Annotated in this window: 19 protein-coding genes; 14 read left to right on the forward strand and 5 right to left on the reverse strand. The window is 55.4% G+C overall.

Translation table 11 applies throughout. The features are described 5' to 3' along the window. Nucleotides 1–30 precede the first annotated feature (30 nt). From C1J03_RS04345 to C1J03_RS04370, 6 genes are all read left to right on the forward strand, one after another. Nucleotides 31–1926, forward strand: coding sequence for an amidohydrolase (locus tag C1J03_RS04345; protein ID WP_114884083.1), 1896 nt, complete (start codon nucleotides 31–33; stop codon nucleotides 1924–1926). A 219-nt stretch (nucleotides 1927–2145) separates the two neighbouring features. Then, a complete protein-coding gene (gene rpsD, locus C1J03_RS04350) occupies nucleotides 2146–2766 on the forward strand; it encodes a 30S ribosomal protein S4 (protein WP_114884085.1) in 621 nt (206 codons plus the stop codon). A 108-nt stretch (nucleotides 2767–2874) separates the two neighbouring features. Beyond that, nucleotides 2875–3300, forward strand: coding sequence for an acyl-CoA thioesterase (locus C1J03_RS04355; protein ID WP_174234436.1), 426 nt, complete (start codon nucleotides 2875–2877; stop codon nucleotides 3298–3300). Between the two features lie 77 nt (nucleotides 3301–3377). Continuing rightward, the gene (gene hisC / locus C1J03_RS04360; protein WP_114888834.1) at nucleotides 3378–4460 is read left to right on the forward strand and encodes a histidinol-phosphate transaminase; all 1083 of its coding nucleotides are present in this window, start codon (nucleotides 3378–3380) and stop codon (nucleotides 4458–4460) included. Between the two features lie 3 nt (nucleotides 4461–4463). After that, complete coding sequence (locus C1J03_RS04365; protein ID WP_114884087.1) at nucleotides 4464–5378, forward strand: prephenate/arogenate dehydrogenase family protein; 915 nt, start codon at nucleotides 4464–4466, stop codon at nucleotides 5376–5378. Then, the gene (locus C1J03_RS04370) at nucleotides 5375–6097 is read left to right on the forward strand and encodes an extensin-like domain-containing protein (RefSeq protein ID WP_114884089.1); all 723 of its coding nucleotides are present in this window, start codon (nucleotides 5375–5377) and stop codon (nucleotides 6095–6097) included. The genes C1J03_RS04365 and C1J03_RS04370 overlap by 4 nt, the downstream gene beginning before the upstream one ends. Here C1J03_RS04370 and C1J03_RS04375 read toward each other — a convergent pair whose 3' ends face one another. After that, a complete protein-coding gene (locus tag C1J03_RS04375; RefSeq protein ID WP_114884091.1) occupies nucleotides 6098–7105 on the reverse strand; it encodes a DUF2125 domain-containing protein in 1008 nt (335 codons plus the stop codon). Between the two features lie 68 nt (nucleotides 7106–7173). On the opposite strand from C1J03_RS04375, the gene C1J03_RS04380 reads away from it, so the two are divergent. The 3 genes from C1J03_RS04380 (at nucleotide 7174) to C1J03_RS04390 (ending at nucleotide 10988) form a co-directional block, all read left to right on the forward strand. After that, nucleotides 7174–7704, forward strand: coding sequence for a gamma-glutamylcyclotransferase (locus tag C1J03_RS04380; protein ID WP_114884093.1), 531 nt, complete (start codon nucleotides 7174–7176; stop codon nucleotides 7702–7704). Nucleotides 7705–7776: 72 nt separating this feature from the next. Continuing rightward, the gene (locus C1J03_RS04385; protein WP_114884095.1) at nucleotides 7777–9099 is read left to right on the forward strand and encodes a biopolymer transporter ExbB; all 1323 of its coding nucleotides are present in this window, start codon (nucleotides 7777–7779) and stop codon (nucleotides 9097–9099) included. Between the two features lie 2 nt (nucleotides 9100–9101). Further along, complete coding sequence (locus tag C1J03_RS04390; protein WP_114884097.1) at nucleotides 9102–10988, forward strand: peptidoglycan -binding protein; 1887 nt, start codon at nucleotides 9102–9104, stop codon at nucleotides 10986–10988. Between the two features lie 139 nt (nucleotides 10989–11127). Here C1J03_RS04390 and C1J03_RS04395 read toward each other — a convergent pair whose 3' ends face one another. The 3 genes from C1J03_RS04395 to gloB all read right to left on the reverse strand — a co-directional run bounded on the left by C1J03_RS04395 (nucleotide 11128) and on the right by gloB (nucleotide 15349). Then, nucleotides 11128–12084 carry a M23 family metallopeptidase gene (locus tag C1J03_RS04395; RefSeq protein ID WP_174234437.1) on the reverse strand — a complete coding sequence of 319 codons (957 nt, stop codon included), beginning with the start codon at nucleotides 12082–12084 and terminating at the stop codon, nucleotides 11128–11130. Then, the gene (gene clpA / locus C1J03_RS04400) at nucleotides 12084–14405 is read right to left on the reverse strand and encodes an ATP-dependent Clp protease ATP-binding subunit ClpA (protein WP_114884101.1); all 2322 of its coding nucleotides are present in this window, start codon (nucleotides 14403–14405) and stop codon (nucleotides 12084–12086) included. Before clpA ends, C1J03_RS04395 begins: the two co-directional genes overlap by 1 nt. 176 nt (nucleotides 14406–14581) lie before the next feature. Next, nucleotides 14582–15349, reverse strand: coding sequence for a hydroxyacylglutathione hydrolase (gene gloB / locus C1J03_RS04405; protein ID WP_114884103.1), 768 nt, complete (start codon nucleotides 15347–15349; stop codon nucleotides 14582–14584). Between the two features lie 62 nt (nucleotides 15350–15411). On the opposite strand from gloB, the gene C1J03_RS04410 reads away from it, so the two are divergent. Then, nucleotides 15412–16146, forward strand: a complete 735-nt coding sequence (locus C1J03_RS04410; RefSeq protein ID WP_114884105.1) for a methyltransferase domain-containing protein — start codon at nucleotides 15412–15414, stop codon at nucleotides 16144–16146. Between the two features lie 242 nt (nucleotides 16147–16388). Here C1J03_RS04410 and C1J03_RS04415 read toward each other — a convergent pair whose 3' ends face one another. Continuing rightward, nucleotides 16389–17414, reverse strand: coding sequence for a helix-turn-helix domain-containing protein (locus tag C1J03_RS04415; protein WP_114884107.1), 1026 nt, complete (start codon nucleotides 17412–17414; stop codon nucleotides 16389–16391). Between the two features lie 155 nt (nucleotides 17415–17569). On the opposite strand from C1J03_RS04415, the gene C1J03_RS04420 reads away from it, so the two are divergent. From C1J03_RS04420 to atpA, 4 genes are all read left to right on the forward strand, one after another. Then, nucleotides 17570–18979, forward strand: coding sequence for a metal-dependent hydrolase family protein (locus tag C1J03_RS04420; RefSeq protein ID WP_216825898.1), 1410 nt, complete (start codon nucleotides 17570–17572; stop codon nucleotides 18977–18979). A 349-nt stretch (nucleotides 18980–19328) separates the two neighbouring features. Then, nucleotides 19329–20516, forward strand: a complete 1188-nt coding sequence (locus C1J03_RS04425) for a carbohydrate porin (RefSeq protein ID WP_254694172.1) — start codon at nucleotides 19329–19331, stop codon at nucleotides 20514–20516. Nucleotides 20517–21051: 535 nt separating this feature from the next. After that, the gene (locus tag C1J03_RS04430) at nucleotides 21052–21612 is read left to right on the forward strand and encodes a F0F1 ATP synthase subunit delta (RefSeq protein WP_114888837.1); all 561 of its coding nucleotides are present in this window, start codon (nucleotides 21052–21054) and stop codon (nucleotides 21610–21612) included. Then, nucleotides 21613–23151, forward strand: coding sequence for a F0F1 ATP synthase subunit alpha (gene atpA, locus C1J03_RS04435; RefSeq protein ID WP_114884109.1), 1539 nt, complete (start codon nucleotides 21613–21615; stop codon nucleotides 23149–23151). The last annotated feature ends 9 nt before the right edge of the window (nucleotides 23152–23160 follow it).

A 23160-nucleotide genomic window follows, 5' to 3' on the forward strand; every position in this document is an offset into this window, starting at 1 on the left:
GTGTGGATAACTGGCTTGAGGAGCTCAGAAATGTCCACGATAAATCGACGCAAATTTTTGAGAACAAGTGTTGCTGGTGCGACTGCCTTAACGCCGCTTAGCGCGGCCTTTGGGCAGACCGGTTCGCTCTCTGAGCTGGGGACGGCAATTGTACCACTTCCTACGGTCACGGTTTATACTGCCAGGGAGATCGTGACGCTTGATCCGGCAAAGCCCTCGGCCGAAGCCGTCGCAGTCGTAAATGGCCGCATCCTTTTGGTTGGCAGTCTTGAGGACATTCAAGGCATCCTGAAAGGGCAGCGCCACCAGGTTGATACAACGTTTTCTGACCAAGTCATTGTGCCCGGATTTATTGCCCAACACGACCACCCGCTTTTGGCCGCGCTCACAATGTCTTCGGAAATCCTATCGATCGAAGATTGGGTTTTGCCCTCTGGTACAGTTCCTGCGGTAAAGGACAAAGCGGACTTCGTTGACCGGCTCACAACAGCGGTTGAGCAACGTACTGATCCTGCTGAACCCGTTGTTTCTTGGGGGTATCACCCTGCATTTTATGGCCCGCTCACCCGTGAAGATCTTGATGCGATAAGTTCAACCCAACCGATACTGGTCTGGGCACGGTCGTGCCATGAGATGATACTCAACAGTGCCGCATTGGCAGCTGGCGGTGTCACGTCGGAAGTCGTCGATGGATTTTCAGCTACTGCACAGCAACAATCCGAATTTTTGGAGGGGCGGTTCTGGGAGCAAGGGTTGTTCGCGGTTCTACCGATGATCGCATCGCTTGTTGCGACACCAGAACGGTTGCAATCAGGTCTGGAACTGACCCGCGATTACATGCACGCCAAAGGCATCACGATCGGAAACGAACCGGGCGGCATTCTGGCTAAGCCGGTTCAGGACGGCATCAATGCGGTTATGTCCAGCCCGGACATGCCTTTCCGCTGGTCCTTCATGCCGGACGCCAAAACCTTGGTCGATACCTACCCCGACGATGCGCAGGTGATTGCAGAGACCGAAAAGCTGGAAAGCTGGTATGGGGGCATGACCAGCCTTGCACCAAAGCAAGCGAAGCTGTTTGCCGATGGAGCCATCTATTCGTTGCTCATGCAGGTTCGCGATCCATATCTGGATGGCCACACAGGCGAATGGATGATGGACAAGGATCTGTTTGAAAGAGCATTCCGAATTTATTGGGACGCAGGTTACCAAATTCATGTGCACGTCAACGGAGACGCTGGAGTTGATCGGGTTCTGGACTCGCTTGAATTCAATCTGAGACGTAATCCACGCTATGACCATCGCACCGTGTTGGTTCATTTTGCTGTGAGTGCAGAGGAACAAGTGCAGCGGATTTCTGACCTAGGTGCCATCGTCAGCGGTAATCCTTACTACGTTACCGCCCTTGCAGACCAGTATTCTGATGTTGGTCTTGGGCCCGAAAGAGCGGATGCGATGGTCAGGTTGGGTGATATTTCGAGGGCTGGAATTCCCTGGTCACTGCATTCCGATATGCCGATGGCACCAGCTGATCCTCTTTTCCTGATGTGGTGTGCGGTAAACCGGGTGACAGCTTCAGGGCGTGTTGCGGGGCCGGATCAAAGGGTGGGCGTAGAAGATGCCTTGCGCGGCGTCACAATCGAGGCCGCGTTTTCATTGAAACTTGAAGATGAGATCGGCAGCATTGAACCCGGAAAGCGCGCTAACTTTACCATTCTAGACGACAACCCTCTTGCTGTGGACCCAATGAAAATCAGAGATGTTAAAGTTTGGGGCACCGTGATGGAGGGTCGGGTATTTCCGGTTGTAAAGAGCGAGCGAAAGGCCTCGGTCGTGCCACCCAGCAATGGTTTCGATGGTAAAGACGTCGACTTTGCACGTGCAACATTCGAGCATGCGCTCAAAGTTGCTCACTCACATCTTTAACTTTGGGTTTGGTGTTATGTGTTGAAGGACCACTCCTTTCATGGTGTCCGCGTTGGAGCGCAAATCAGACATTCTTCCGATCTTATAATCGCCCCGTTGACTCCATCTGCATAGCGCCTATAAGCGCGACTTCTATTGGTGTTGGTGGCCCCCGTGAGGGGATGCCTGTCGGGGGAGACCCAGAGGACAACGCCCTTTATAATTTAAAGGAGTACAGCCGTGACTAAACGCACCGCTGCCAAGCATAAACTAGACCGTCGTATGGGCGAAAACATCTGGGGCCGTCCTAAATCCCCAGTGAACCGCCGCGAATATGGCCCCGGCCAGCACGGCCAACGCCGTAAGGGCAAGATTTCCGATTTCGGCATCCAGTTGCGCGCCAAGCAGAAGCTCAAGGGCTACTACGGCGACCTGACCGAAAAGCAATTCCGCCGCATCTATGGCGAAGCTGAGCGTGTAAAAGGCGATACAGGTGAAAACTTGATTGGTCTGCTGGAGCGTCGTCTGGACGCTGTTGTTTACCGCGCCAAGTTCGTTGCCACTGTATTTGCAGCACGTCAGTTCGTGAACCACCGCCACGTCCGCGTGAACGGCAAGCTCGTGAACATTCCTTCTTACCGTGTAAAAGAAGGTGACGTGATCGAAGTACGTGACCGTTCCAAGCAGATGGTTGCTCTTATTGAAGCCACTCAGCTGCCAGAGCGCGATGTGCCTGATTACCTCGAAGTTGATCATTCCAAAATGTCCGCGAAATTCGTACGCACACCTACCTTGGGCGATGTGCCTTATCCGGTAATGATGGAGCCAAACCTCGTTGTGGAATTCTACGCGAAGAACTAATCTTCGCATAATGAATGTAGAAAGCCGCACGAGGGAGACCTCGGGCGGCTTTTTCATGACCGACGACTGAATAGCCGCCTATCTCATAATCAAAGACAGGAGACCCCAATGGACATGCCTTTTACCACCACGCGGATGCTGAACTTTGGTGATTGCGATATCTCGGGGACGGCCTATTTCCCGTCCTACCTCAACATCCTGAATGGCGTGAACGAAGAGTTCTGGCTGAACCTCGGCTTTCCTTGGGCAAAGATGATCTGGGAAGAACGCTGGGGCACGCCAACAGTGCATTTGGCCTCTAACTTTTCCAGCCCGTCCTTTTTTGGTGAAGAGCTGACATTTGCCGTCACGGTCATGAAGGTCGGCAAATCTTCGGTTACATTGCAGCATGACATCAGTTGCAAAGGCGAGAAACGCTGGGACAGCAAGCAGGTGTTGGCGGCGTCTGATTTGGACAAGCACATTTCGATTCCCTGGCCGGAGCCTGTAAGAATAGCGCTGATGGCTTGCCTAGAGGCGCAAAGCCAAGGCTAATCCCGCGCTCATATGCCACTGGCATCGCCCCTATGGGGGCGATAGAACGGCGCGAGCCAAACCGCGAGTATGCTGAGATGACAATTATGATTGAGCCACAGCCCGGTATTCTGGATATTGCCCTGTATCAGGGCGGTGCGAGCCATGTGGCCGGTGTGGATAATGCACTCAAGCTTAGCTCGAATGAAAACCCGTTTGGTCCGTCAGAGGCCGCTTTAGAAGCATACCGCCGCGCGGGTCAGCAGTTGCACCGCTATCCATCATCGGATCACTCAGGCCTGCGCACGGCGATTGCCGAAGTGCATGGGCTGGACGCAGATCGCGTGATTTGCGGGGCTGGATCAGATGAGATCATTGCGTTCTTGTGCCAAGCATATGCGGGGCCGGGCACAGAGGTCCTGCACACGGAACACGGCTTTGCGATGTACCGCATATCTGCGCTAGCTGCCGGAGCGACCCCTGTTGAAGTGCCGGAACGAGAACGTGTCACAGACGTCGACGCACTTCTTGAGGCCTGCACTGAAAGCACGCGCTTGGTGTTCCTGGCCAACCCTAATAACCCGACCGGCACAATGATCGGCCCAGCCGAGATCGCGCGCCTTGCAGATGGCTTGCCTGCCCAAGCGATCCTTGTGCTTGATGGGGCCTATGCCGAGTATGTCGACGGGTATGATGGCGGAGCAGCCTTGGTTGATGCCCGCCAAAACGTCGTGATGACGCGGACCTTCTCTAAGATTTATGGGCTGGGTGGCCTGCGTGTCGGATGGGGTTATGGACCTGCGTCAATCATAGACGTGCTCAACCGTGTGCGGGGCCCGTTTAATCTGTCCAATGCAGGGATCGCCGCTGCCGAAGCTGCGGTGCGCGATACAGCCTACGTTACCCATTGCCGGACCGAAAACAGCCGTCAACGCGGTTGGCTCGCCGAGGCATTGGCTGAAATTGGTGTTCCGTCTGATGTGTCTTGCGCGAATTTTGTGCTGGCCCGGTTCGCGTCCCCGAAGGAAGCAGCAGCGTGTAATGACTACCTTGCCGCGCAAGGTTTGATCGTGCGGATGGTGGCGGGGTATAATCTGCCAAACTGTTTGCGGATAACTGTTGGCGACGAAAGCGGGTGCCGCCGGGTGGCCCACGCCATCCGAACATTCAAGGAGGGCTGAGCCATGGCGCAGATTTATGACCGCGTGGCCCTTATTGGCCTTGGGCTAATTGCCTCATCGATGTTTTGGGCAATGAAACGTGCAGGCTCGGCAAACCATGTTAGTGGCTATGCACGCAGCGCAGAAACCCGCGAAACTGCCCGGAAAATCGGCCTGTGTGACAGTGTGCATGATGATATCTTGGATGCGGTTGCTGGTGCTGATCTTGTTGTGTTGTGTGTGCCGATTGGTGTGATGGGGTCTGTCATGGAACAGATCGCTGGCGTGCTGAAACCCGGGGCGACAGTGACCGACGTTGGGTCTGTCAAACGTGACGTTATCGAAAACGTCGCGCCACATGTACCTGAGGGTGTTCATTTTATCGCGGGCCACCCCCTAGCTGGGACTGAACATTCCGGACCTCGATCCGGCTTTGCCGAGCTGTTTGACAGCCGCTGGTGCTTACTGGTCCCACCAGAGGGGGCTGACCCGGTTGCTGTTCAAAGGCTACAACAATTTTGGGAATCTTTGGGCTCCAATGTCGAACAAATGGATGCCGATCACCACGATCTGGTGGTGGCCGTCACCAGCCATGCACCGCATCTGATCGCTTATACGATGGTTGGCGTGGCCGATGATTTGCGCCGGGTCACCGATAGTGAAGTGATCAAATATTCAGCAGGAGGCTTTCGCGATTTCACCCGCATCGCGGCCTCTGATCCCACGATGTGGCGCGATGTGTTTTTGACCAACAAAGACGCCACGCTGGAGATTCTTGGCCGCTTTACCGAAGAGTTATTTGCCTTGCAGCGCGCAATCCGCCAGGGCGATGGCGACTTTTTGCACGACTATTTCACCCGCACGCGTGCAATCCGTCGTGGAATCATCGAAGCGGGGCAGGATACCGACGCACCTGATTTTGGAAGAAAGAAATCATGAGAACGCTGTCTTTTGGCCTTTGTTTGATGGCGACTGTGTCTTGTGCGGGACCAGACGCTTCTAAACGTCCGGTACCACGCCCTGATCCCGCGCCAGTTGCAACGGAAGGCTCTGGGTTGGGATGGTCCCTGCGCCCCTTCTTGAGATCTAACGAAGCTGCAAAGACCGCGCGCACTCAGCGAAAGTTGTTGGAGCGCGGTGCCGTTTGCGGCGATTTGGCGATCCAGGGCGAAGCGATCGGCCGGGTCTCTGGCCGAATCTCAGCGTGCGGAATTGAGGATGCCGTCCGTGTAAGCGCGGTATCTGGTGTGGGGCTCAGTACACAGGCTGTGATGGATTGCACTACAGCTCGCGCTCTTAAGACATGGTTGGACGATTCCGCCAAACCCGCTTTGGCGAAAAAAGGTGGCGGGCTATCGCAGATAAAAGTTGCGGCGCATTATATCTGCCGAACCCGCAACAACAAAAAAGGCGGGAAAATCTCAGAGCATGGCAAAGGCCGCGCGATTGATATCTCTGCTTTCCGCCTCAAAGATGGCTCGGCCTTTAGTGTGCTCAATGGCTGGAACGCTAAGTCATCCAGCAAAGCGCTGCGACAGATGCACAAAGGTGCCTGCGGACCTTTCGGGACCGTACTTGGCCCTAACGCGGACCGCCATCACCGCGATCATTTCCATTTCGACACCGCGCGCTACCGCAGTGGAAGTTACTGCCGCTGATCAGCGCAGAATAATTTTGGGTGCAGGCCCAAGTGGGAAAAAACCGATCGACATGCGCCCGTCTGCAAAAGTGATTTCGATGTCCAGCGTATCACTTGACCCGCTCAACCCAGCGACAAGCCCTAGCGTGTTTTCAATCTGATCCCGCAGCCGGGGATCAAATATGCGCGTCGCCTGCAGCATGTCCAATATTGCTTTCCAATTGTCCGCCCGCAGCGACAGCGTGCCTTCCGGCGTGCCAGACGTGTCGACCGTTAGATCCGCGCTGGCCAAAAGGTCAATCGCCCCCCATGTCGCCGCCGCCCGCTCGAGTTCGATCCGGCGCGGTTGTGGGCGGTCGCCGGGTTGCGATCGGCGATCAAAGGGGCGGTCAAATGCGACGGTCATCTGCAGTTCAAGGGTCTCGAAAGTCTCGGGCCATGCCGGCGGTAGCCTCAGGTTTTGGCGCATAAGTTCGGCCAAGGTTAGACCGTCGACGTCAACGTTAAAGGCATAAATCCGATCGTTGTCTGGGTTTTGTACCATCGCGGCGACGGTCCCTTGGGATGACAGGAGAGGCCTGCCAGAACGGGCAATCTGCCACGGTGCCATATTCAGCGTGATCTGTTGCACCTCTGCCAATCGGCTGGGCTTTAGTGCCATCTTGACCTGCGCACCCTCAATATCCAACCGTGCGCTGACATTTGGTGACGTAATGGTGACGCTCTGCGCCGGCAGCAACATAGTCGGTGATAGAGGGGCTGACAGCGGCACGTTTAACGCGATTTCAGGGATCGCAAGAGCCGTGCGCCCGTCGATACGGGCCAATGACATCGTTGAAATCTGTGTTTTTACAGCAGCCGGATAACCACTTTGCTGAGGATCCGACATGGCAACGGACCAACCTTCGGACCTGCGCATATCGGCCCAATTGCCAAGCGCGGCATTCACGGCGGCGGCCACGCCCCACCAATATCCGCCCCACAAAAGGGCCAGGGCGACGATAACCACAATTAGCTTGCGCAGCATTTCCGCTTCCTCTTCCCATCGGGGCTACAATGAGGTTTATCCAAAGCCAAACAGAAGGACCAGCAAACATGAGCATGTGGGTATTTGGCTATGGCAGCTTATTGTGGAATCCGGGTTTTGATGTCGCCGAAAGCGTCGTTGGAACCATGCCCGGATACGCACGATCTTTTTGCATGCGCTCAATTCACCACCGCGGCACCGTTGAGGACCCCGGATTGGTGCTTGCCCTTGATCCACAACCTGATGACGTTTGTGAGGGGATCGCCCTGCGCGTAGCGCAAGGCCAAGAGGACACAACGCTTGCTTATTTGCGCGAACGCGAGCTCATTTCGTCGGCCTATGTGGAAAAGAACTGCACCGTCACATTGACGGATGGGCGAGAGGTTAACGCCTTGGTCTATGTGATTGATGAGACCCACGTTCAATATTGCGGCGGGCTCCCGTTAGAAGAGCAAGCACAGATCATCTCAAGGGCGGTTGGCGGGCGCGGACCTAACACCGAATACCTCTATAACACCGCGGATCATCTTGAAAAAATCGGTTTACATGATCCGGGGTTGGAATGGCTGGCCACGAGGGTGCGCGCTTTGACGTCATAAAGCCTTGGGAGCAGCGATTTTTACGTGTAGGCTTTCCCCGGAGCAGACAAAATAGATCAGGAGCAGGAGCGCATGGCGCAGCCAGCCCGCGAGGCAACACCGCAGTTTTCGCAACCGGTACGACAGATTTCGTTAATGCTGATTGTCTTGGCGCTATCGTGCCTTGGCGCCTTCATCGCATTGCCGCGTGTTTTGCCGATCTTTGAGGCCAACCCGTATCTTAATGGGTTCATCATCTTTGTCTTTTTCATCGGTGTTTTGGCGTGTTTCTATCAGGTGTTTCAGCTGATCGGATCGGTTAAATGGATCGAACGCTTTGCTGCAGATCATGGCAATTCGGGTGCCGTACCGCCGCCGTTGCTGGCCCCGTTAGCATCGCTTTTGCGCACGCGCGGCGCAAGAATGCAGGTCGGTGCCAGCTCTACTCGATCGATTTTGGAATCCGTTGCGACCCGCATTGATGAGGCACGTGAAATCACGCGATACATTGTCAATCTATTGATTTTCCTTGGACTTTTAGGGACGTTCTATGGACTTGCGACCACGGTTCCCGCTGTTGTCGATACCATCCGCAGTCTTGCGCCGCAGGACGGTGAAGAAAGTGTCGATGTTTTCAACCGCCTTATGACGGGGCTTGAGGCGCAGTTGGGCGGCATGGGCGTGGCGTTTGCATCCTCATTGCTTGGTCTTGCGGGATCATTGGTTGTCGGACTTTTGGAACTCTTTGCAGGGCACGGACAGAATAGGTTTTATCAAGAACTCGAAGACTGGCTCAGCTCAATCACGCGGGTTGGTTTTTCCAGCGGCGAAGAAGCGGGCGGCGAACAGGGCGGCGCGCTGGCCGCGGTCGTTGATCACATGGCAGAGCAGATGGAAGCGTTGCAGGTGATGTTCGCGCGCTCTGACGACAGCCGTGCGGGCGTCGACGGACGCATTGGTGCGTTGGCCGAAGCGGTGGAGCGGATGACCGCAAAGCTGGGCCGCAAGGACGGCTCTCAAGCAGCGCTTGAAAAGATAGCCGATGGGCAAGAACGAGTGATCGCCGCTCTTGAAAGCCAAGGCGGCGATGATGTGGATGGCCGCATAGGTGCGTTAGCCGAAGCGGTGGAGCGGATGACGTCAACGTTGGGCCGCAAGGACGACTCACGAGCGGCACTTGAGAAGATAGCCGAAGGTCAAGAACGGGTGGTCGCCGCTCTTGAAGGGCATGATGGCGGTGAGGGTATGGACGCCGAAAGCCGGATGCGTTTGCGGTCGATTGATGTGCAGATGCTTCGGATACTTGAGGAGATCTCCGCCGGACGTCAAGAAAGCATGGCGGAGCTGCGCAAGGACATGTCCAAGCTGACCCGTGCGCTAACGCCCCCCCGCAGGCCTGACGAAGAGGAGCGCTGAACATGGCCCTGTCGCGACGCACAGGCGCGCGGTTTCAGGCCTCTATTTGGCCGGGGTTTGTGGATGCGATGACTGGGCTGTTGCTGGTGCTGATGTTCGTCCTGACGATTTTTATGATTGTGCAATTCGTTCTGACAGAACGGATTTCTGGCCAAGAAACTGAGCTTGATGTTTTATCAAACGAGGTTGCGGCGCTTGCCCAAGCGTTGGGTCTTGAGCAATCTGAGCGCAGCAATCTTGAGGCTCGGGTGGGGGCTCTTTCCACCGAGCTTGGCACCGTTGAGGACCGCGCCGCACAGCAAATACTACAAATCGCAGCGCTCACTGCGCAGCGTGACACCGGTTTGGCAAACCTTGCACAGGCGCAGACGCAAATAACTGGGTTTGAGGCTCAGGTGGCCGCGTTGTTGGCCGACCGTCAAGATGCGCAAACCCGAGCAGTAACGTTGTTGGCCGAGAGAGAGGATGCACGAACCCGCGCAGCAGCGCTACTGCAAGAACGCGATGGTGCATTGGCCGATGTGGCCAATCTGCAAACCGCACAAACTGAATTACTGAGCGAACAAGAAGCATTGAACGCGGCCCTTGCCTCCAGTCGAAGCGAGACCGATGCTGCCACAGAGGTTGCCCGCCTTGCCGCTGCCCGCCGTGAGGCGTTGTCAGCTTTGGTCGAAGATTTACGGGCGCGCAATGCGGATGCAAACGACGAAGCTGCGCGGTTGAGTGCCCAAGCACAGGCGGCACAAGAAGCGTTGAGTGAGTTGGAAATCGCGCGGTTGGCTGATGCCGCGGCAGCGCAAGCCCTGCGGGACCGGCTTGAAGGTGCGGGCACTGAGTTGACTGCGATGACCTTGGCGCTTGAGGCACAGCGCAAGGATGCCGAAGACACGCTGACGCTTTTGGCGGCGGCGCGCGCGGCCGAAGGTGAGCTGGATGCGCGTTTGGCCGCTGCATTGGCCGAAGCAGGCACATTGCAAACGCGCATTGATGAAACTGAGGCTGAAAAAACGACCCGATTGAAAGCGTTGCGCGCAGAGTTAGCTAAGGCGGTGGCTGCACAACAGGCTGCCGAAGCGGCGGCTGGCGAAACCTTGACGACCGCAGACCAGCGCGCGGCATTGCTGGCGCAAGCACAAACCGAATTGGCAAAAGAACAAGAGACGTCGTTGGCGGCACAGCGCCAGACGGAGCTGTTGAACCAGCAAGTTGCCGCACTGCGCATACAGCTTGGCGATTTGCAGGGTCTGTTGGATGGGGCCGTTGCCGAGGACGCGTCCAAGCAGGTGGAACTGCAATCGTTGGGATCGCAGTTGAATACTGCCCTCGCGCGGGTCGCAGCAGAGCAAAGCCGGCGGGCGGAACTTGAAGCCGCAGAGCGCAAACGTTTGGAAGCGCAAGCAATAGATCTTCAAGCGCAGACGAAAGATCTGGAACAATATAGGTCGGAATTCTTTGGTCAGCTGCGCGATGTTCTGGGCAATCAGGAAGGCGTGCGGATCGAAGGGGACCGTTTTGTATTCTCATCCGAAGTGTTATTCCCGCCCGGCGGCGCGATCCTGTCGACGGAAGGCCAAGGCGAGATTGCCAAGGTTGCAAGCATCTTGAGCGCAGTTGCCGCAGATATCCCCAATGAGATCGACTGGGTCATCCGGGTCGATGGGCACACCGATGATCAGCCTCTGTCTGGCTTTGGCGAGTTTGCGGATAACTGGGAACTAAGCCAGGCGCGCGCATTATCGGTCGTGAAATATATGTCAAACTTCCTCGGAATACCGCCGGACCGCATGTCCGCAAATGGCTTTGGTCAGTATCAACCGGTCGCGCGCGGTGACAGTGATGAGGCCCGCGCCCGAAACCGGCGCATTGAATTGAAGTTCACTGAGAAATAACCGCGGATCCAAATGACGCCCTGACGGGCGACGCTGATTTCTGAGCGGGGCTTGTGGAGTTTGGCACCTCGCTTCATGGCCATCTGATGAGGAAGAGGTGATCCGTTGGCAGCGGTTTTCGCCCAGAGTAAATCCGGTGTCAGGGCATGGTGATCGAGATGGTTCTGGTGTCAAGCGGCGTGCCATTCCGTATCAGCGATGCTATTCCTGAATAGGTGCCATCGGGCCAACTCGAACCTCCGCGTTTTTTACCAATGGCACGAAAGGACTGCGCCTGGTCTTTTTTGAGCGCCACATCTTTTTCGATCACAACCCCCTCAGGGCCACTGAATGACAGCCGTAAGGTATCCCCGGAGCGGGGGCCAAAGGCATAAGCGTAGACAACAAGTGCTGAGGAACTGGATTTGGCCGGTGTTGTTGTCCCGTCTTTGACGTCTTGATATTCAGGGACCGCGCCAGAAATGCCGAGCGAGATGAGGCCGGCGGGACGGTAGGGGGGTGGGCTTGCCCACAATGTGCTGTCCGCTGGTGTGTCGCAAGAGATGCGGCCGTCGGGATCGAACGGATCAATGACCTCACCGTCTTTGCGCACCGAGAGGTGAACATGCGGAAACTCCGCGAAGCCTGACATGCCAACCTCGCCCAGCACGGCGCCCGCCGCGACTTTTTGACCTTTGGTGACCTGAATGGAGCCTTGCTTGAGATGGCAATACTGAGTTTCCCAGCCGTCTGGATGGCTCAGGACGACGCCATTTCCGCATTCGCTATTCTTGACGGCCTCTGCCGTTTGCGGCGTGAGGCCTGTATCGGGCATGCCGTCGCGCAGGGCGAGCACGGTGCCTTGTGCGGAGGCGATCACCGAGACGCCCTCATCTATACGGGCGCGAGATGGGAGCGCGAAATCGGTGCCTTTGTGGCCGTTGTAGGTGAGCGTTGCGCAGGTGAAATCCGACGCGGCATCTGACCGGTCGTGATCCACATATTGCTGAATGTAGCAATCACTGACCAGATTGCAGTCAATCGGGGAGATCAGCGAAAGATCCCCCGCCACAGCAGGTGCGGCGAGGGAGAGCGCGGCGATGAGGCCGCGGCGCATTATTCCGCGGTCAGCAGTGGCGGCTTGTTACCCGACAAGCGGGGCTTGTCAGGACCATCAATCACCAGATCAATTTCGCCCTTTTTAACGCCAACCTTGACCACACCACCTTTGGCGAGCTTGCCGAACAGCAACTCCTCGGCCAGAGGCTTTTTGATGTACTCTTGGATCACGCGACCCAAAGGACGGGCACCCATCTTGCTGTCGTACCCCTTTTCCCCCAGCCACTCGGCCGCTTTTGTGCTTAGTTCAATGGTCACGTTGCGGTCCATCAGCTGCGCCTCAAGTTGCAGCACGAATTTCTCGACCACACGCATGATGACTTCCTTGGGCAGTGCATCAAAGCTGATGACGGCATCCAGACGGTTGCGGAATTCCGGCGTGAACGTCCGCTCAATTGCAGCTGTGTCTTCGCCCGTGCGACGCTCGCGGCCAAAACCGATGGCTTCTTTCGCTTGTTCAGCAGCGCCCGCATTTGACGTCATGATCAGCACAACATTGCGGAAATCGACGGACCGACCGTTGTGATCTGTGAGCTTGCCATGGTCCATGACCTGCAACAGGATATTGTAGACATCCGGGTGCGCCTTTTCCATCTCGTCCAGCAAAAGCACGCAATGCGGGTCTTGATCGACCCCGTCTGTCAACATCCCACCCTGGTCGAACCCGACATAGCCGGGAGGGGCCCCGATCAGACGGCTTACCGCGTGTTTCTCCATATATTCGGACATGTCAAAGCGCAGAAGTTTTACACCCAACGTATCAGCAAGCTGTTTGGCGACCTCGGTTTTGCCGACGCCGGTGGGGCCTGTGAACAGGTAGTTCCCGATTGGCTTTTCGGGTTCGCGCAAGCCAGCCCGGGAAAGCTTGATCGCAGAGGCCAGCGCGTCAATCGCGTTGTCTTGACCAAACACCACGCGCTTGAGCGAAGTTTCCAGATCTTTCAGCACGACCACATCATCCTTGGAGACATTTTTCGGAGGGATGCGCGCAATTTTTGCCACAACATCTTCGATCTCTTTGGTGCCAATGGTTTTGCGGCGCTTAGACGCAATGACCAAATGCTGTGCTGCACCTGCTTCATCGATCACGTCGATCGCTGAATCGGGCAGCTTGCGATCGTTGATATAGCGGTGCGCCAACTCAACGGAGGTTTTGATCGCATCGGCGGTGTATTTGATGCCGTGGTGATCCTCGAAATAGGGCTTAATTCCCTTGAGAATCTTAGTCGCATCCTCAACCGACGGCTCTTTGACGTCAATTTTCTGGAAACGACGGCTCAGCGCGCGGTCTTTCTCAAAATGCTGGCGGAATTCCTTGTAGGTCGTAGAACCCATGGTGCGCAGTTTGCCGCCCGCAAGCGCGGGTTTCAGCAGGTTGGACGCATCCATCGCGCCTCCTGACGTGGCCCCTGCACCAATAACGGTATGGATTTCGTCGATAAACAACACCGCATCGTCGTGCGCTTCAAGCTCGGTCACGACCGCCTTCAGCCGCTCCTCGAAATCGCCGCGGTAGCGCGTGCCAGCAAGCAACGCGCCCATATCGAGCGAATAGATCGTCGTTTCGGACAGCACATGCGGGATTTCGCCCGCTACGATTTTGCGAGCGAGCCCTTCTGCGATGGCAGTTTTGCCTACGCCCGGATCCCCCACCAAAAGCGGGTTATTCTTGCGGCGGCGGCAGAGTACTTGAATGCAACGCTCAACCTCGGAATCGCGTCCGATCAACGGGTCAATTTCACCCTGGCGAGATTTCTCGTTTAAATCCACGCAGTATTTTGCCAGTGCGGATTCCTTTTTCTCACCTTCGGTAACGCCTTGCGCCTCTTCTTCATGCTCAGGCGCGCCAGAAAGAGGACGCGATTCACCATAGGCGGGGTCTTTGGCGACGCCGTGGGCGATATAATTGACCGCATCATACCGAGTCATGTCCTGCTCTTGCAGGAAGTAAGCCGCACTGCTTTCGCGTTCGGCAAAGATTGCGACCAGCACATTGGCCCCGGTCACTTCGGTTCTGCCAGAACTTTGCACGTGGATCGCAGCGCGTTGGATCACGCGCTGAAACGCCGCCGTTGGCACCGCTTCTGAGCCATCGACGTCGGTGACCAGATTGCTCAGGTCCTCGTCAATGAACTCCACCAGCGTGTCGCGCAGTTCGGATACATCGACGGAACAGGCTTTCATCACCTGCAATGCGTCGGGCTCATCGACCAACGACAAAAGCAGGTGCTCTAGCGTGGCAAATTCGTGACGGCGTGCATTGGCAAGGGCCAAGGCCGCGTGAATGGCCTGCTCAAGAGTAGTAGAGAATGAAGGCACGTGCGTGCTCCTTGTCATTCGGGGTCTGGGGACCGCTGCACTGGTGCGGCGAGAGGTCTCCTGACCATGGCCTCATTGTATTAGAGTTTGGTTGATCGCAGCCCGTCTTCAAGTATTTTCTCATTTATTTGTACATTAATCGCAGAATCGTGCGAGTTTGGCCATGATTTGAGCTGTTAGAAATTATCTTTTCTGGCGCGGATTTCGGCGAAAACTTCCGCGTCGGTGGCGTTTTGCAACCCTAGGTGTGCACGTATGCCTGTATCGGCGGGGCGCAAAAACGGGTTGGTTTGCAGTTCCAGTGACAAAAGCGACGGCACCGTGGGCACGCCGTTTTTGCGTGCATCGGCGATCGCCCTACACCGAGACATAAGCTCAGGATTGTCGGGATCAACCGTTAGGGCGAAATTTGCATTAGATGCAGTGTATTCATGGCCCGAACAAATCTGCGTATTGGCGGGCAGGGCCATCAGCTTTTGCAGGCTTTCCCACATTTGAGCGGGCTTGCCCTCAAAGAGGCGACCACATCCCAATGCCATTAGACTATCCGCGGTAAACGCGGCATGAGCACCCGGCACGTGAAACGCGATATGCCCGATGGTGTGCCCCGAAACATCCAGCACATCAACTTCCAACGCACCCAGCTCAAACTTGTCCCCATCTGCGAGTTGATGATCCAGCTTGGGCAGGCGGTGGGCATCTGCGCGCGCGCCGTATACAGGTGCTGGGAAATCAGCAAGCAGCGCATCTAATCCCATCACGTGATCATCGTGATGATGCGTGAGCCAAATTTGACTGACGGTCCAGCCGCGCGCCGCCAATTCGGCCTTGATTGGGGCCGCTTGGGGCACATCAATGACTGCAACAGCGCCACTTTCACCGTCGCGCAGCAAAAAGGCATAATTGTCTGACAGACAGGGGATGGTGATCAGTTCGAAGGGCATGGGCTTGCTCCGTTTGCTGGGCTAGGGTGCCTCCAACGTGACGCAACATAGGGCGGGCCGCAATGCATCTCGACGTTCAGGACCTGCGCAATTTTTATTACCGCAGCGCCTTGGGCCGAGCAGCGCAGAAATCTCTGCGTGGCCGGATGCTTGAGTTGTGGCCAGAAGCGCAGGGCCAAACAGTCGTTGGCTTTGGTTTTGCCGCCCCATTGTTGCGCCCATATTTGAAGAACGCGCGCCGGGTGATGACGTTGATGCCCGGACCACAAGGGGTGATGCCGTGGCCTGCGGGTATGGCCAATACGTCCGTTCTGACCGAAGAAACCTTGTGGCCCATCGAAACTGGTCATGTCGACAAACTGGTGGTTTTGCACGGGCTTGAGACATCCGAGCGGCCCTCGGATTTACTTGAGGAATGCTGGCGGGTGTTGGGGCCGGGGGGGCGTGCGCTCTTTATTGTGCCCAACCGTGCAGGGGTTTGGGCACGGCGCGACCGCACGCCATTTGGCTATGGTCGCCCCTATTCAATCGGCCAGCTCGACACCCAATTGCGCAAACACCAGTTCCTGCCTGAGCGGCATTTGGGTGCGCTCTATCAATTTCCCTCCGCCAAGAGGGTTTGGATGAAATCTGGCCCATTGTTCGAACAAATCGGCAGTAAAATACCTAGCATCGTCGCAGGGGGCGCGTTCATGGTTGAGGCCACCAAGTTGGTCTACCCCCCCAAGGGCCGCGTTCAACGCAAACCCGTGCGCCGCGTCATTGGCGTATTGGAAGGTGTGCCCAAGGCAATTTAGTCCTGTCAGGTGACGAAGGGGCAATCAGGCTGAAATGGGACATGAGAATGCCAGAACTTAGGGTCGAGCCCATAAGTCAATGAAAGCTCAAGGTCGGCTGCGCTGACATGCTGGTCGTTCAAACATTGAATTTTCGAGGACACGACCTGCTCCTAGGTCTCGGTATGGGGCAGTATGAAGTTTCAGTCTTTCCAAGATCATTCTCTCGATAGCAGCTTCATTCTTGGCTTGGAAAAAAGGCGCTAGTCGCGTTGGCGGGACCTAAAGCGTGTCGGACTCATTTTTTCTTCTTTGGCAAAAGCACGTGCGAAATTCGAGGGGTGAGTATACCCAAGATTCAGCGCTATCTGGTCTATGGATAGGTCGGAGCCATCCAGCGCATCTTTGGCATAATCGAACTTTGCCCGCGCGAGCTCTTTGGAAATGCTTGTATCCCAAACAGACAATCGACGCGCAAGGGAGCGGGGGGTCATGTGAATGAGTTCAGCAGCTTTGCTGGCATTAAGATTTCTGCTGCAAATGTTCTGACGCAGCAGCTCACGGAACCCGGCGAGAAAGTGGCCGAGTTGTTTTTCTTTGTTGCCCGACATGGCTGCGACTTCGCCAGCGCCAAAGGCAATGGAATATGACAACCATTCTGATGGAAACCGAATTCGAGGGCCCATGTTATCGCCCCGCAACGCCTGATATCGGTCAAAAGACTTTGGCAGCACCGACGGGTCGCAAAGCGACAAAATAACCCGCTCCGGCTCTTTGACATCACCCAGCACTCTTTCCAGCATGGCCATTTTTAAGCCAATCATAAAGCCGTCGTTTTGCGCCGGTTTGATAAGGGGTTCGAATTTGCGTGTTTCTCCGAACGAGGCCATCTCTCCTCGAACTTCTACGTAAGGCGTTGAAGATGAGGCGTATTTGTTTGCCTGCGCCACGTAGATGTTCAAGAAATCGCCAAGTGTTGTTGCCTGTTGAAAGGCCTTTTGCACCATCGGCCAACCGGTAGGATCCAGCTGGGAGCCGATAGTCGCGCAGAACGTTCGGTCTTTGGCAGCCGTCGCACAGTTTTCGGTGAAATGGTGCATGACCATGACATGAACCGACGAGCCTTCTTGATCAACGGCGCTTTGTGTCAATCCGACACTCTCCAAAACAGGTGCTGGGTCGATGCCGCATGCCTTAAGCCCCCCCAGGAGTGGACGGAGGAGTTGAAGATGAACTAGAGGCAATGAATTCGACATAAAGAACCACACACAACCGAAGAGAAGTGTCATTCAGACGGAATATATGCGGTGGGTCAATGTGATCTGTCATTTTTTACCAAAAATCGTGCTAGCTTGTCCAAGAGTGACAGGCACCGCTCATTTTAGCTCTATATCTAAGCGACAAAGGCCCTTCAGCGGGCATTATTTTCTATGGAGGATCCGCAGTGATTTCAGCAAACCTACTCTCAACAACACTGGCCGTTGGGCTTCTTGCGTTTGGGGCATCTGCTGCTTCAGCACAGGACGAAGCACCGCGTCAGGTGTTGTTCACCAACGTCAACATTTTCAACGGTGTCGATGGCGAACTGATGGAGAACGGTTCGGTTCTGGTCGAGGGCAACCTAATCAAGACCGTATCCGCCGAAACAATCGATGCACCCGAAGCCTTCATGGTTGACGGAGAGGGCCGGACTTTGATGCCGGGCCTGATCGACATGCACTCGCACATGTGTATCCGGAACGGAATGCTCGAGTTTCGCGACAACTACGACCAGATGGCCAATGGCGCCTACGTGGCACTTGTCCTGCAAGACTACCTCGATCAAGGCTTCACAACGGCGCGCGACGCTGGCTGCAACATCCTTGGTATCGCGAAAGCCGTTAACAACGACATCATTCCCGGACCGCGCCTCTATCCCAGCGGTGCGTTCCTGAGCCAGACCGGTGGTCACGCTGATACCGGATCCTTTAACGATGTTCCGGGCGACGTAGATGACCTCGAAGCTCACATGTTTGGCTTTATTGCTGATGGTGTTCCTGAGGTCATTCGCGCAGCACGTCACAACCTTCGTGCTGGTGCCACACAGATCAAGGTTATGGCTGGCGGCGGTGTTGCCAGTGAATTTGATCCTTTGCACACAACCCAATACTCACTCGACGAGCTAAAGGCGATTGTTGGCGTTGCCGAGGACTACGGCACCTATGTGTTGGTCCATGCGTATCACGACCGTTCGGTTAACCGGGCGATTGATGCTGGGGTTCGTGTGATCGATCACAACTTTCTTGTTTCTGAGGAAACCATCATCCGTATGAAAGAAGAGGGCGTCGCGCTGTCCGTTCAGGCGGTTATGTCGCTGGAAGCCTTTGGCGATCCAGACAGCATTACGTTCTTCAGTGCGGATCAAAAAGCCAAGGCCAAACAGGTCAATGCTGGTGCGAAGCAGATGATGGAATGGGCGGTCAAGCACGAGCTCTTGATGGTCACAGGCGGTGATATGTTCGGGCCCGATGTGGTGCGTCAGGCCGACAATATCATCTGGTTTAACGACGAGATCACCAAAGACCCGCATCTGTCGCTGAAAACCGCGACGAGTAATGCAGCCGAAGTGCTGAACTGGACCGGTGGGATGAACCCATACAAAGAGGGTACTTTGGGCACGATTGCCGAAGGTGGTTACGCCGATATTATTTTGGTGGATGGCAATCCACTCGAAGACATCAATGTGATCAAACGCGACACTGTAGACTTCGTGATGAAGGACGGGGACGTTTACAAAAACTGGCTTCCCGGTGAAAATGCCCCTGCGTTCACACCTGCAAAGCCGAGCCGCGCAGACTACTTCGGTAATCTGTAATCAGATCTCAGATTGCCCTCACCGTGATAAAAGGTGAGGGCAGTCTATCTGAAAACCGAGATTAAGCAGTTTCCTGCATCACGAAGGTCGGTGCCAATTACAACAGCACACTGGACTGATGATAAGCGGGGCGGTTCGTTCCCTCGACCGCCCCGCTAAATTGACAAAGCCCCTTAGAAGCCTGGGTCCTATGAACAAAATTTCGATGGATGCCATCACAGGCATGAACCTGATTTCTGCAACGAGTTCGGCCACTAGCGCGCCGTTTCAAAAAAGTAGATTCTCCCAGACACTCAACTTTTCCCGCAACGCGAACAGCCCTTATGGCCCTAATTAGATGAGAATAGTGATGATGAAGCACTGCGTAACATGTCTTGCCACTTGCTGTTTGTTGGGCACGGGCGCGTTGGCCCAGGGATTGGGTGGGCCCTCTTCTGTGCAGGCGGACCTTGAACCGGGAGACGGTCTAACCGATCCACAATATCGATCTGATTTCCCCAATAACATCGCACCGGGCTATTTCGCATGGAAAGAAAGATTGGCCAAGGACCACGGCTTTCGCTTTAATCTGGACTATCTCGCGTTGGGTCAGTCTTCGAACGCCGATATCGGAACGGGAAATGCGAGCGGTGGAATTGCGCGTCTATACGGCAATTGGCAGGCGACGGAGAATGGGTCACTCACATTCAAAATCGAAAACCGGCATGCCTATGGCTCCGTAGCGCCACAGAACTTTGGTTTTGACGGGGGGGCATTGTCGATCACTGGCACGGCCTTTAACGACAACGGCACGATGCTGACAAACCTGTTCTGGACGCAACGCGCTGCAGATGCGTCATGGACGTTTCAAATTGGTCAGATCGACGTAACTGACTTTGTCGATGTGTACGGTCTGGTCAGTCCCTACACCGCGTTTCAGAACCTCGCGTTCAATACCAACCCGACCATAAATGCCCCTAACCCCGGCCTTGCGATTGCTGGCGGGTTTCAGTTGGGACCGAACTTTTATGCTACCGCCAGCCTCGCGGACGCAAATGCCGATCCTGCCAGTCCAGATCTTGACGTGTTCTCGGACGGAGACCTCTTCAAGAGCGTCGAGATTGGCTACACAAGTGGCTTTGATCGCGTTTATTTCGACAACATCCACATGACGTTCTGGCACAGCGACGAAGCATCTGACGGGAGTCGCGCTGAAGACTACGGCGCAGCGTTTTCCGGTGCTTGGTTCATCAACAACACGTGGATGCCGTTTCTTCGAGCTGGCACATCAAAAGGGACGGCGGCGTTGTATGAGAAATCTGTGTCTGCTGGCGTAGGTTATTTTGCCAGAAATACTGATCTGGCCGGCATTGGCCTTAACTGGGCAGAAGCGAACGGAATTTCTGGAAGTCAGAAAACAATCGAAGCTTTCTATCGCTTTTCTATTTCGCCCGGCCTTCAGATCACCCCGTCGATCCAATACATTGACGATCCTCTGCTCGATTCATCGCAATCAAGTATCACATTATTTGGACTCAGAGCACGGGTCGTTTTCTGACCGTCTTGATGGATCGGTGCTGCAGGATCATCGGCTAAACACGCAGCCCGCTGAATCGGGCCGGCTGAGGTGGGCCCGGTCGCCACTTGGTACCTTCGCAGCAAGCATAAATTGGTCCACTCCGTTTAGGCGCTGTGATTGCTGCGCTTGGAGAGCTTAGCACCCCTGTAAGCCACACCAGAGGAAATAGAATCATTTGGGGCCACACCTAAAAACGGCCATCTGTGTAGAGCAGAGGTGCCTCATTCGTAGAAAACTGTTATATGCCCGTCAGACGGGTGCGGGGCGAAAAGAATCGTCAATGCACCTCTGGAAACGCGCTGCCATGGGGGGACAAAGGGTCGCAGCGACGATATCGCTATACCAATAAGCTCAGATGTTCGAAGTTTAAGGTCACTAAACCGTGTTGCGGGGCGGTAACCTGTCTGCTACATCGCCCCTGATTTAGCCGTCTTGAGACTGTTCAAGCCGCGCCTACACCCTCGGTGACGCGACACGACGTGTTCCCGGGCAAAAGACGTATGAGAGGATGGACGTGTCCGAACCAGCTTCGATATCCACCAGCATCGCGCAGCGCTATGCTACGGCCGTTTATGACTTGGCCAGTGAATCCAAAAAGATCAAAGCCGTTGAGGCTGATCTTGATGCGCTTAGTGGCGCGATTGAGGGCAGCGATGATTTTCGCGCCTTGATCCATTCGCCAATCTATACCCGCGACGAACAGGCGGGTGCGATTGAAGCGCTTGCCAAAAAGATGAAACTGTCTGCTGTGATGAGCAACACGCTGGCGCTGATGGCGCAAAAGCGGCGCTTGTTCGTCCTGCCACAGTTGATCCAGACGTTGCGCGAAAAGATCGCCGCAGAAAAAGGCGAAGTTACCGCAGATGTGGTCTCCGCCAAGGCTCTGACAAAAGCTCAGGCCGACAAGCTGGCAAAGTCGCTTAAGGCGACGACCGGCAAAACCGTCACACTTAATCAGACCGTTGATGAAAGCCTCATCGGCGGTCTTGTTGTCAAAGTGGGCTCCAAGATGATCGATACGTCGATCCGCTCGAAGCTCAATTCCCTCCAGAATGTAATGAAAGAGGTCGGATAAATGGGTATCCAAGCAGCAGAGATTTCCAAGATCCTGAAGGACCAGATCAAAAATTTCGGTCAAGAAGCAGAAGTGGCCGAAGTGGGCCGGGTTCTGAGCGTTGGCGATGGTATCGCGCGCGTCTACGGTCTGGACAATGTTCAGGCCGGTGAAATGGTCGAGTTCCCCGGTGGTATTCAGGGTATGGCCCTGAACCTCGAAGCCGATAACGTCGGTGTGGTGATCTTCGGTTCCGACCGCGACATCAAAGAAGGTGACACCGTAAAGCGCACCAACTCCATCGTGGACGTGCCAATCGGTGACGAACTGCTGGGACGCGTTGTCGACGGTCTGGGTAACCCGATTGACGGCAAAGGCCCGATCAAAGCCAAAAAGCGCGGCGTTGCTGACGTCAAAGCGCCTGGCATCATCCCGCGTAAATCGGTGCATGAGCCAATGTCGACGGGCCTCAAATCCGTTGATGCGATGATCCCGATTGGCCGTGGTCAGCGCGAATTGATCATTGGTGACCGTCAAACTGGTAAAACAGCCGTCGCACTTGATGCGATGCTGAACCAAGCACAGGTCAACGCAGCCGCCGGCGACGACGAGAGCAAAAAGATGTACTGTGTGTACGTCGCGATCGGTCAGAAGCGCTCGACTGTTGCGCAGCTTGTCAAAAAGCTCGAAGAATCCGGTGCTATCGACTATTCGATCATCGTTGCCGCGACCGCGTCCGAGCCTGCTCCGATGCAGTTTCTCGCGCCTTACTCCGCGACAGCAATGGCTGAGCATTTCCGCGACAATGGCCGCCACGCTTTGATCATCTATGATGACTTGTCCAAGCAGGCCGTGTCTTATCGTCAGATGTCGCTCTTGCTGCGCCGCCCACCCGGGCGTGAAGCTTATCCTGGCGACGTTTTCTATCTCCACTCTCGTTTGCTTGAGCGTTCTGCCAAGCTGGGTGATGCGGCTGGTAACGGCTCTCTTACAGCTTTGCCGATCATTGAAACCCAAGGTGGCGACGTATCCGCGTTTATTCCGACAAACGTGATTTCGATCACCGATGGTCAGATCTTCTTGGAAACGGAATTGTTCTACCAAGGTATCCGTCCTGCCGTGAACACCGGTCTTTCGGTGTCGCGTGTTGGGTCCTCTGCTCAGACAAAAGCAATGTCGTCTGTTGCTGGGCCTGTGAAACTGTCGCTCGCGCAATACCGCGAAATGGCTGCTTTTGCTCAGTTCGGTTCCGATTTGGACGCCTCCACTCAGCAGCTGCTGGCCCGTGGTGCTCGTTTAACAGAGCTGATGAAGCAAGCGCAGTACAAGCCACTGACCAACGCTGAAATCGTCTGCGTCATCTATGCCGGCACCAAAGGTTTCCTGGACAAGGTCGACGTGAAAGAAGTCGGCCGCTGGGAAGCAGGCCTGCTGGCGCATTTGCGTGCCAAGCATGACGATCTGCTCAAAGATATCACCAACAACGACCGTAAGGTCAAAGATGAGTTGGAAGATAAAATCAAGGCTGCCATCGACGGTTTTGCCGCTGACTTCGCTTAAGGGGAGATA

This window comes from Sulfitobacter sp. SK012 (genome assembly GCF_003352085.1).
Lineage (GTDB): Bacteria > Pseudomonadota > Alphaproteobacteria > Rhodobacterales > Rhodobacteraceae > Sulfitobacter.